We start from the raw sequence: 11,510 nt of genomic DNA, 5'->3' as shown, positions 1-11,510 counted from the left end.
ATTAAATATTAATTAAACAAACTCATTAACCAACCTAGTAGAATTCCTACAACTCCGAAATCAGAATCACCGAATGTTGTTCCTTCAAATCCTATCGAACCAAGGACTGGCAGTAAGAGGGCAGGTAAGAAACTAATTAGAATACCGTTTGTGACCGCTCCTAAGATCGCACCGCGACGGCCGCCCATTGCATTACCGAATACTCCTGCAGCGGCTCCCGTAAAGAAGTGAGGGACTAAGCCAGGCACGATTAAAGCAAGACCGAATACTGGTAAGATGAACATACTTCCGAGTCCTGCAAGAAAACTAAAGAGGAAACCGATAATTACTGCATTAGGTGCAAACGGAAAGACAACAGGTGCATCTAAAGCAGGTTTTGCATTTGGAACAATTTTATCAGCAATCCCTTTAAATGCAGGAACGATTTCAGCGAGTAACATACGTACCCCAGCAAGAACCACATACACACCAGCTGCAAAGGTTATACCTTGCATGATAGAGAAGATAATGAAGTTCATTCCTTCACTTAGCTCCGTCTCAATGTAAGTAGAACCTGCGAATAATGCTACGACAATGAATAAGATCGCCATTGTTAGTGAAACCGCTACAGAGGTATCACGCAAGAACCCAAGAGATTTTGGTACTTTAATATCTTCAGTTGTTTTTTCTTTATTTCCGAAATACTTTCCGATCGTACCTGAGACAAAGTATCCGACAGAGCCGAAGTGACCAAGGGCAATATCATCATTCCCAGTAATTTGTCGCATATATGGCTGCAAGATTGCCGGGAAGAAGACCATTAATGAACCTAAAATAATCGATCCAGTGATAACTAATGGTACTCCGCTCATGCCGCCTGTACTTAAAATCACAGCAATCATACAAGCCATAAAGAGTGTGTGATGACCTGTAAGGAAGATATATTTAAAAGGCGTAAGACGTGCAATTACGATATTAGCCACCATACCAAATAACATTATCATTGCTGTTTCTGTACCAAATGCTTGCTGAGCAACTGCTACTACGGCTTCATTATTCGGAATAACTCCTCGAATATTAAAAGCCCTTTCAAACATTTGTGAAAAGAAGTCAAGAGAGGAAATAAGGACTCCTGCACCTACTCCAATAATAACGAATCCCATAATTGTTTTTAATGTACCTGAAACGGTATCAGCTGAGCTCTTTTTTTGGAGCAGAAGGCCTAGCAGGGCAAATAACCCTACTAGAATGGCGGGAGTTCCCAGGATGTCATTCATGATTAATTCAGCCATAATTATCCCTCCGTAACAATATGTTTTTGTAAAGCTTCCTTCAATTCTTGCTGATTTAACAAGTTAACAAGTGGAATAATGTGACGGTTGCCATCATCTAGGTTTGAGATAATATCTTGAGATCCAATGTAGTAATCTGCTGCTTCTGTTTTTGAAGTAGCTAAGTCTGTGTGTGATACTTCTGCATCAATTCCTAACTCGCCTAGTGCTTTCTTTACGTTCATTTCCACGATAAAACTGCTTCCTAATCCATTTCCACATACAACTAAAATTTTCATTTTACATTCCTCCAATAATTAATTAATTTGAATATTTATCAATTAAAACTTGAATATCAGTAACATCTTCACTTTGACGCAGCTTCTCAATATTTTCTTCTTCAGATAACATCGTTGTTAATTGAGATAATGCTTTTAAATGGGTTTCGTTATCTGTTGCAGCTAAGACGAAGAGAAGTGACGCTTGGTGCCTTTCTTCTTCTGAGAAAGCAATAGGCTCATTCAGTTTAAGAAGGCTCATGCTTAACCTATTCACTCCTTTTTCCGGTCTAGCATGCGGGATTGCTACTTGCGGTGCAATGATGACATATGGTCCTAGTTCAACAATGTTTGAAATCATTGCATCAACATAACTTTGACTGATTGAATTGTTATCTAGCAACGGGGCAGAAGCCATCTCCACAGCCTCTTGCCAGCTGCTAACGTTATCTACAATCTGAATCGACGACTTGTCTATAATTTCGTTTAGCATCGGTTTATAAAGCTCCTTTATTTTTAATTGCTTATTAGAGAGAATGTATTCAATCTCTTCTAATAATTGCTTCTCATTGTGAATATCAGCATGCTTTTCAATAGCTTGTAGAATCTCGTTTAATTGTCCGGTTCTAGAAGAAGACTCTTTTTGGTGTAACAATCGATTTACATTTGTTAGAAGTCTCTCTTTTTCAACATCATTAAGAATCGCATTTACATGAAATGTAGGCAGCATTTGCTTCTGCAGTGAAACTGTCGTAAAAATCAGGTCGGCTTTCGTTTTGGATTCTTCTATTGAGGTCACTACCTCAAAATCAAGTGTTGAAAATAAGGTTTCTAACTGACTTTTCAAAATCTGAGAAGTTCCAATACCGCTTGAACATACAATCAACGCATGTTTCCGTGCAGCTGGCTGACTTCCTTCTTTTCTCATCCATCCCCCAAAATGCATCGTGATGTAAGCTGCTTCATCATCATTAATGGCAGCGCCTACAAAGCGTTCTAAATGAGGAAGGACTTTTTTTGTAAGTTCAAAGACATCTCCATATTTCTCTTTTATCGATTTCGTTAGAGGGTTCTTAGCCGAAATCCCATATTTTAACCGATAAAAGGCTGGCCTGATATGAATTAAAAGATTCTCTTCAACCGCTCTGAAGTGCTCAAACTCAATACATGCATACCTTTGAAAATCAATCACCATTTTTCTTACGACATCTTCAAGCCCATTTACAGTACTCATTGGACTGTCAGAGAGTGATCGTAAACTCAACAAGAAGATGGTCAAATAATAAATTTCATCCTCAGGGACCGATAATTGGTTCGAGTTGAATAGTTCTTGACTAAGAAGTTCTGCTCCTTTGTAAGCACGATTATTCTCTAAAGCCTGTTTTTCATCTTTTGTTAAAAAGACATATTCCCCTAGCTTCATTCTCTCTAAGAAAAATGCTATATGCCATGTTAGCTCTTCAATAGATTCTGGGTTTAACTGCACATCTAAATCGTTTTGAAGTACCTGCAGCAACTGAACATTATGTTCAACTGTTTCTAATAAACTCGGATTTGCTTCCTTCCAAAGAGACATCAATTCTGTTGAAAAGTCATTGTCTTTTTGAAAGGTAAAAGCATTCACAAACCATTTTCGAAGCTCAAACTCCGGCCCATGGATATAGTAACCGCTACTTCGCTCATAATTGATCTCAAGACGATATTGCTTAGACTGCTGTTTAATCGCTTTCAAATCATTTAAGCAAGAATTCCTGCTAGCTTTAGTTACCGTTATCAGGTCTTTCACATAAATAGGTTCATGGCTGGTAAAAAGTAAGATTAAAATCAATTTTTGCCGCTCATGAGCTGTATACTCATACTGAATATCGCTATTTAGCTTCAAAAGCTCTGGAATCTTTTTCTTCGTAGAGGTAGTAATAAATATCCCTACTGATTTCACTTGTTGAACTTGATCAAGTTTATTGTCCTTAAGCCAATCATTTACTTTCTCAAGATTGTAATAAATAGTTCTTCTTGAGACCCTTAAACTTTTACTAAGTTCAAGAATCGAAACAGGAGCTTCTTTTTTTAATAACAGTTGAAGCAATTGAGTACTTCGTTGATCTAGTGCCATGAATCCATCACCTTTTCTAATTTTGCTAGCTAGCTTTAAAGAGTAGGTAACTGATGTCTTGCTTACCTTTATCTTAAACGAATCAAATCTTTTTGGAAGTCCGAATCATGAACATGCGTGTGTGCAAAATTGGACTCATCTTATGTGAATAAAACAGCATACATATATGGAAACACATGGTTCTTCCAATGAATAGGAGAACAAACCATTGTTCTACCATTTCACAATAGGTTATTTTTTATACTTTGAGTGTATCTTTTGCACACTAGGCTTTTTCTTGGCTGAAAACACTCTTATGCTGCCGCAGGAGTGAATGAATTGATTCCAGTACCTGCTTTTCATTATAGTAAGGGAGGAAAAGAAGTTAATGTAAGTGAAGGAATCAGCAGGAGCATAACAGTAGAGAACTAACGGAGGGGTATAGGATGAAAACGGAGAAACAAAAGATGATAGACGGTGAACTTTATGAACCTTGGGACCCGGAACTCATGCGGGATCGTGAGCAGACCAGGTTTTTAACTCGAGTATTTAACGAAACGACTGAGTCTCAGTACGAAAAGCGCATCCAAGCAATCAAAAACTTATTTGGCTCGACTGGCGAAGAAGTCTATATGGAACCTAATTTCAGATGTGATTACGGCTATAATATTCACGTTGGCAACCACTTTTTCGCTAATTTTGACTGTGTCATCTTGGATGTATGTAAAGTTCGTTTCGGCAACAACTGCATGCTTGCACCAGGAGTACATATCTACACAGCCACTCATCCGATCAATCCATTTGAACGAATCAAAGGTCCAGAGTACGGTAAGCCTGTCACAATTGGAGATAACGTATGGATTGGCGGCGGTGCGATCATCAATCCCGGAATTACGATTGGTGACAATGCGGTGATCGCAGCCGGCGCGGTTGTCACAAAAGATGTTCCTGACAATGTGATTGTAGGTGGCAATCCTGCACGTTTGATTAAAGAGATTGATTTGAATGATAGGAGGTAGGAGACAAGTGTTCAACTTGTCTTTTTTTTGCATCAATTAATTTAACAATAAATCAAATATACTCGTTCGATTAATATTTTAATCAAATTTCATATTTATCGATCTAAAAATAAATCAACCGGCATAAACTATTGATTTATCAAGCATTTAATATTGGCACAAAGTTTGCAATATATCTTTGTATCAAAAGAAAAGCATATAAAGGGGAGTGTTTGTGATGTCACAACAAACAAGTAAAATTGAAGAGCTTCGTGAATTAGATAAGAAACATTATTTACACCCTACTTCACCGATTGGCGCACAGCAAGAGCATGGTCCTGCTTTTATATTCACAAAAGGCGAGGGAATTTATTTAACTGATATGTCCGGCCAAAAAGTCATTGATGGAATGTCTTCTTTATGGAATGTCAATATCGGTCATGGACGCAATGAAATAAGTGAGGTAGCAAGTAAACAAATGTCGACATTAGCGTTTAGTTCCTCTTTTGCGACATTCAGTAACGAACCAGCTATCAGGCTTTCGGCAAAGCTTGCAGAAATTGCTCCAGGAGATCTAACTGCAACCTTTTTCACCTCTGGGGGCTCAGAATCAAATGATACGGCCTACAAGCTGGCAAGACATTACTGGATATTAAAAGGCGAGCCTAAGCGTAAAAAAATCATTTCACGGACACATTCCTATCATGGTGTGGCTATGGGAGCAACAAGTGCCACAGGAATTCAAGCTTTTCGTGACTTTACAAACTCCCTAGCTCCAGACTTTCATTATGCCGATCATATGTCCCCTGAATCATTAAGACAAGTAATTGAGTCAGAGGGGCCAGAGACGGTTGCTGCCTTTATTTCAGAGCCGGTTCAAGGAGCAGGCGGTCTTCATATCGCAACAAAAGAATATTTCAAAGCGGTGAGAGAGATCTGTGATGAGTACGGAATTTTATTTATTACAGATGAAGTCATTACAGGGTTCGGGCGCACAGGTACGTATTTTGGAATGGATCATTATGATGTAGCCCCTGATATGATGTGTTTTGCAAAGGGAGTCACAAGCGGTTATGCCCAGCTTGGCGGAGTGATGATCTCAAGCCGTATGCATGAAGACTTTACAAAGCTCTCAACTGGCACCCTTCTTCACGGATATACGTACAGCGGGCATCCAGTAGCATGTGCAGTTGCTCTTCGGAACCTTGAAATCATTGAGCGTGAGAATTTGATCGCTAATTCAAGCCAAATGGGTGAAGAGTTGCTAAATGGATTTATAAACTTGCAGGCTTCTTTTGAAAGTATTGGTGATGTCCGCGCCCTTGGCTTAATGGGTGCGATTGAGTTTATGAAAGATAAAGAAAAAGAAGAGAGATTTCCGCAGCCTCTAGCACCTATGGTTGTTACAGAAGCCGCAAAGCGTGGATTGATTCTGCGTTCTGTTGTCTTTAACGGACAGGATACTCTTGTTTTCTCTCCTCCATTAATCATCACAAAAGAGCAGATCAATGACATGATGAGCATATTACATGAGGCAATCAAAGCAGTAGAGACAGCCATTAAACAATAATCAAAAAAGCGAGGGATCCAGGTGAAAAAGCATCTATATATAAATGGTCAATGGGTGGAAGGACATTCCTATACAGAATTATCTTCTCCTTATACAGGCGAAAAGATTGCAGAGATTGCAGCAGCTAATGAAGAACAAGTAGAGAATGCCATTGAAGCAGCTGAAAAAGCGAGCAAAGAAATGGCTGAACTCGCTAGTCACAAACGAGCAGCTATCTTAGAAAAAGCTGCAGCGAAATTAGAAGAGCGCAAAGAAGAGGCAGCTCAATTAATTGCCCGAGAAGCGGCAAAGCCGATTAAAACAGCTCGTGCTGAAGTGGCAAGAACGATTGCGACCTACAAATTCTCTGCTGAGGAAGCGAAACGGATCCACGGTGAAACTTTGCCGCTAGATGCTCAAGAAGGCGGAGAAGGGAGAACAGCCTATACGGTACGTGAACCACTTGGGGTTGTCGGAGCCATTACTCCCTTTAACTTCCCAATGAACCTTGTTGCCCATAAAGTAGGTCCAGCGATTGCATCCGGAAACGCAGTGGTCCTTAAGCCTGCAGGTCAGACGCCGCTATCTTCGCTGTTTCTAGCAAACCTTTTTGAAGAAGCAGGTCTTCCGAAAGGGGCATTAAATATTGTTACGGGGAGCGGAGCTTTAGTTGGTGAAAAACTTGTTACAGATGACCGTGTGAAAAAGATCTCCTTCACCGGAAGCCCTGAAGTAGGAATAGGCATTCGTAATAAGGCGGGGCTTAAGAAGGTCACGCTCGAGCTAGGCTCAAATGCAGCTGTCATTATTGATAAAAACGTAGATATAGATAAAATCATCTCTCGTGCCGTTTCTGGAGCCTTTGCTTTCCAAGGCCAGGTATGCATTTCCTTGCAGCGTATCTATGTAGTGGATGAAGTATATGAGGAGTTTGTTGAAAAGTTTGTTCAAGAGACTAAGAAGTTAACCGTCGGTGACGCATTAGATGACCAAACGGACGTATCAGCTCTTATCAGCCCGAAAGATGTCAAGCGTGCCCTAAGCTGGATTGAGGAAGCGAAGCAAAACGGAGCAGAAGTTGCTTGCGGTGGAGAAGCTGAAGGAAATATTCTCTACCCTACCGTCCTTCTCCATGCAGGAAATGAATTGAAAGTATCGTGCCAGGAAGTGTTTGCACCGATCGTTCATATTAACAAAGTGACATCCATTGATGAGGCGATCGATGAGGTTAACAATTCTAAATACGGTCTGCAAGCTGGTATTTATACAGAAAACATTCATACCGCTTTTGCAGCGACGAAAAAGATCCATGTCGGCGGTGTGATGATTAATGATATTCCAACCTTCAGAGTCGACCATATGCCTTATGGCGGTGTCAAAGAAAGTGGCGTTGGCCGCGAAGGCGTAAAATATGCGATCGAAGAAATGACCGAGCAAAAATTGATCGTTTTTAATCATAACTATTAAGCAAGGTATGGTGGGCGTAGATGCCCGCCATTTTTTGTTTGTGTAAAGATCGGCGCAATTACGAGGCAACTAACGCAATTAATCTCTGAAAGAAGTTAATTCTATCAGCAATAAATCCAATTCCGACTAGAGGCCACATAAATCTTGCCTGAACAGACGCAATAACAGTCTTAACCAGCGCAATCCAGCACAAAAAATGATATATTTGATGGTAACATACTCCTAGAAGGGACGGTTTTCTATGGATTCAGGAAATAACTTCGTTGAGATAGAGTTACAGGCGATTTTAAAAGGGTCAAAGGACAATATTGTCATCACGGATGGAGAAGGTAACGTCCTGAAGGCTAGCCCTAATTGTCTTGATATATATGGCGTAGAGTTTAACCAGATCCTAGGCCGCTCTGTATATGATCTTGAAAAAGAAGACATTTTCTCACCTTCAATAACAGTAAGGGTACTAAATGAAAAAAAAGAATGCCAGGTGCTTCAGCATACAAAAGGAGAACGAACGGTGCTTGCAACAGGAATGCCGGTGTTTAATGAGAACGGAGAACTCATTCGTGTCATCAGTTTTTCATACGATTTAACTGAAATTGAAGAGCTGAGAGAAAATTATCATACGCTGCAGGAGAGAATGGGGCTGTATGAATCACAGATAGAAGAGCTGCTTGAAAAAGAAGAACAAGATCGTGATGTCATCTTAAAAAGTAAAGCAATCAAGCGGGTGTGGGAGCTTGTTAAAAGAGTATCTGATTCAGAAGCGACAGTCGTATTTTTAGGGGAATCAGGCGTTGGGAAAAATGTATTTGCGAGGGCGCTCCATAATGGCAGCAGCCGAGCTTCAAAGCCTTTCATCGAAGTAAATTGCAGCGCCATACCAGAAGCGTTATTTGAATCAGAAATGTTTGGGTATGAATCGGGTTCATTTACCGGAGCACATAAAAAAGGCAAGCCCGGCATGATCGAATTAGCAGACGGCGGTACATTATTTCTAGATGAAATCGGGGAATTGCCTTTATCTATGCAAGCCAAACTCTTAAAAGTGCTGCAAGAAAAGACTGTGACACGAGTAGGCGGATTAAAACCACATAAAATTGACTTCAGACTGATTGCCTCAACTAATCAAAACTTAGAAGAAATGGCCAGAAGCGGTTCATTCAGGCAAGATCTATACTACAGACTTCATGTCATCCCGATCGAAATCCCGCCGCTGCGCAAAAGAAAAGATGATATTCTACTATTAATCCAGCACTACCTCCATAGCTTTAATCAAAAATACAATGTACATAAGCATCTTCAAGCACTAGCGCTCGATGAATTACTAGCCTATCACTGGCCAGGAAATGTGCGTGAATTAGAAAATACAATGGAACGATTGGTGCTTACCTCAGAGAAGGACCGGATTGAAATAAGTGATTTGCCGCTGCTGATCCACAAACAGCAGCATAACTCAATTGAGGAGTCTACAGCCAGTCAATCCAATGAGGCAATCAACGCCTCCACCTATAAAGAAGCAATGGCGCAAGTAGAAAAACATTGGCTTGAACATGCTATAAAACAATGCAAAACGACGTATGAAATGGCTGAACTTCTTGGATTAAGCCAATCAACCGTTGTGAGAAAGCTCCATAAATACAATCTTAATTCAAAAATGCATCTTAATTCATAAACAACTTAAATTTAGCCCATTTAATTCATTGTTGAATTAAATGGGCTTTTCTTGTACGTTTTACAATGAAATGAAACTGGCACAGGTCTTGCAATTAAAGAAACTATCAAACTTTTTAGTGATAGCAGGAGGTTATTCGATGACTAAACCTATGTACCAACCAAAAGATTCATCTCAGTCACCTCGTTTTTGCGGAGTCCGTACATTTATGAGACTTGAGGCAATTAAAACGACAGAAAATGTAGACTTTGTAATTTTAGGCGTTCCTTTTGACACGGCTGCATCATTCCGTACAGGGCAAAGATTAGGCCCGCAGCACATCCGAGATTTTTCTGTGTTGCTTAGACCATACAATCCAGATCAAGATATTAATATTTTTGATTATGCATCAGGAGTCGACTACGGAGATGTGAATGTGGTGCCAGGCAATGTACATCGCACATATGAAGCAATTCAAGATGAGCTTCGACCAATCCTTCATCATAATATCACACCAATTATACTTGGCGGCGATCACTCTATCAGCCTCGGCCATCTCCGTGCCTTTGCAGAAAAATATGGACCAGTTGCTCTAGTATTGTTTGATGCCCATGCCGATACTTGGGAACACTATTACGGAGAAAAATACATGCATGGGACACCGTTTAGACGCGCTGTAGAAGAAGGGCTGATTGATGTTGAACATTCAATCATGGTTGGAATGCGCGGTTCGTTATACGGTCCAGAAGATATGAATGATACACGCCATCTAGGTTTTGAAGTTATAACCATGCAAGAGTTCCGCCAAATCGGTTACGCAGAAACAATGGAAAGAGTGCATAAACGAGTAGGTGATGCGCCGCTATTTGTATCTTTTGATATTGATTTTGTCGATCCAGCCTATGCTCCTGGAACAGGCACTCCTGAAGTATGCGGTGCGACCAATTACGAAGCACTCGAATGCGTTCGTAAATTAAATGGGTTGAATATAGTCGGATTCGATTTAGTTGAAGTACTCCCAACCTATGATAGCGGGGAAGTCACTGCGGTCATGGCTTCAGCAGTTGCACACGAAATGATGTCTTTAGTGGCATTAAAGAAAAAGCGAGAACAGCAGGAGAGCAAGGTTGAAGCAGGAATAGTAAAGGAGTAGAAGAATAATATCTTAAAATATACTGATAACAGATGTAGCGGTGTCCAATAGACATCGCTTATTTCTTCATCACTGAAAATCATGATATGATCAGTACAATATATACGACGGGGGTGCAGCGAGTGGCTTATGAACTTAAAACGAAAGAAAATGATGCAAGTGTTTTAGCATTCATTGAAAAAGTAGAAAGTCCTAAGAAACGTGAAGACGCGTATCAATTATTAGATCTTTTCACAGAAACGACAGGCTATGAGGCTAAGATGTGGGGCTCTAGTATTATTGGATTCGGCTCTTATCATTATACATATAAAACAGGTCATGAAGGCGACGCACCCCTTGTTGGATTCTCTCCACGCAAGGCAAAAATAAGTTTATACTTTGCAACAGGAGATCCAGACCGCGAAAAGCTATTAGAATCATTCGGCAAGCATACATCCGGTAAAGCATGTGTTTACATCAATAAAGTAGCTGATATAGATACGAATGTGCTAAAAGCTTTAATTAAACAATCCGTAGATTTTCTACACACATTGTATCCTGATCATCATTAATAGGTACGCTGCACTTCCTGTTTGGGAAGTGTCTTTTTTTGGGACATGATCTGACAAACTATGATACAATTATCTAGATATATTATTACGTACCCAGGTAATTATAGTAGAGCAGACAAGCTAGCAACTCTCAACTTGTTTAGTAATCCTGTTTGAAAGGAAGAGGCATGATGCCATTTTTACGTTTTAAAGGAATTGACAGCGATATTGTAAGACACGCAGCACCTTATTTAATAGATCAGATGTCATTGATTGCAAACCTGCCGAAAGAAACGGTGAAGATTGAAGTTATTTCTGTTGTACAGATTACAGAAACACCTTCTTCGGTCGAGATCTTTATGTTTCAGCGGGACCAAGAAACCCACGATTCTTTAGCTTCAATGATTAATCAAAAATTAACGGATTACGGGTATGCGAATGTGCATGTATTCTTTGTCATTTTAAATCCAGATCTATACTACAAAGAAGGTAAACCTTTAAAAGAGATTCCAAGAAACGTCGAAACAACATTTATGTAATAACGA

Annotated in this window: 10 protein-coding genes; 7 read left to right on the top strand and 3 right to left on the bottom strand. The window is 40.0% G+C overall.

Annotation, left to right across the window (positions count from 1 at the left end; genetic code table 11):
- Nucleotides 1-8 precede the first annotated feature (8 nt).
- Genes BPOF4_RS08265 through BPOF4_RS08255 form a run of 3 tightly spaced genes read right to left on the bottom strand, consistent with a single transcriptional unit; the run spans nt 9 to nt 3,641 of the window.
- Nucleotides 9-1,271, bottom strand: coding sequence for a PTS ascorbate transporter subunit IIC (locus BPOF4_RS08265; protein WP_012958664.1), 1,263 nt, complete (start codon nt 1,269-1,271; stop codon nt 9-11).
- Between the two features lie 2 nt (nt 1,272-1,273).
- Entirely contained in the window at nt 1,274-1,549 is a 276-nt protein-coding gene (locus BPOF4_RS08260) for a PTS sugar transporter subunit IIB (protein ID WP_012958663.1), read from the bottom strand.
- 22 nt (nt 1,550-1,571) lie between these two features.
- Nucleotides 1,572-3,641 carry a BglG family transcription antiterminator gene (locus tag BPOF4_RS08255; RefSeq protein WP_012958662.1) on the bottom strand — a complete coding sequence of 690 codons (2,070 nt, stop codon included), beginning with the start codon at nt 3,639-3,641 and terminating at the stop codon, nt 1,572-1,574.
- Nucleotides 3,642-4,066: 425 nt separating this feature from the next.
- Here BPOF4_RS08255 and BPOF4_RS08250 point away from each other — a divergent pair, with 425 nt between their 5' ends.
- The 7 genes from BPOF4_RS08250 (at nt 4,067) to BPOF4_RS08220 (ending at nt 11,504) form a co-directional block, all read left to right on the top strand.
- On the top strand, nt 4,067-4,639 hold the full coding sequence (locus BPOF4_RS08250) for a sugar O-acetyltransferase (RefSeq protein ID WP_012958661.1): 573 nt from the start codon (nt 4,067-4,069) through the stop codon (nt 4,637-4,639).
- Nucleotides 4,640-4,856: 217 nt separating this feature from the next.
- Complete coding sequence (locus tag BPOF4_RS08245) at nt 4,857-6,188, top strand: aminotransferase family protein (RefSeq protein ID WP_012958660.1); 1,332 nt, start codon at nt 4,857-4,859, stop codon at nt 6,186-6,188.
- 21 nt (nt 6,189-6,209) lie between these two features.
- Entirely contained in the window at nt 6,210-7,634 is a 1,425-nt protein-coding gene (locus BPOF4_RS08240; protein WP_012958659.1) for an aldehyde dehydrogenase family protein, read from the top strand.
- Between the two features lie 241 nt (nt 7,635-7,875).
- Nucleotides 7,876-9,303: a sigma-54 interaction domain-containing protein gene (locus tag BPOF4_RS08235; protein ID WP_012958658.1), complete on the top strand. Its 1,428-nt coding sequence runs from the start codon at nt 7,876-7,878 to the stop codon at nt 9,301-9,303.
- A 151-nt stretch (nt 9,304-9,454) separates the two neighbouring features.
- The gene (gene speB, locus BPOF4_RS08230; RefSeq protein WP_041822735.1) at nt 9,455-10,435 is read left to right on the top strand and encodes an agmatinase; all 981 of its coding nucleotides are present in this window, start codon (nt 9,455-9,457) and stop codon (nt 10,433-10,435) included.
- 86 nt (nt 10,436-10,521) lie between these two features.
- Complete coding sequence (locus tag BPOF4_RS08225; protein WP_049779880.1) at nt 10,522-10,986, top strand: DUF1801 domain-containing protein; 465 nt, start codon at nt 10,522-10,524, stop codon at nt 10,984-10,986.
- A 167-nt stretch (nt 10,987-11,153) separates the two neighbouring features.
- Nucleotides 11,154-11,504, top strand: coding sequence for a DUF1904 family protein (locus tag BPOF4_RS08220; RefSeq protein WP_238446493.1), 351 nt, complete (start codon nt 11,154-11,156; stop codon nt 11,502-11,504).
- Nucleotides 11,505-11,510 lie beyond the last annotated feature (6 nt).

It is taken from the genome of Alkalihalophilus pseudofirmus OF4, from assembly GCF_000005825.2.
Classification (GTDB): domain Bacteria; phylum Bacillota; class Bacilli; order Bacillales; family Bacillaceae_D; genus Alkalihalophilus; species Alkalihalophilus pseudofirmus.
The sequence above is the reverse complement of the archived record's forward strand: the minus strand, read 5'-3'. Positions and strand labels throughout refer to the sequence as shown.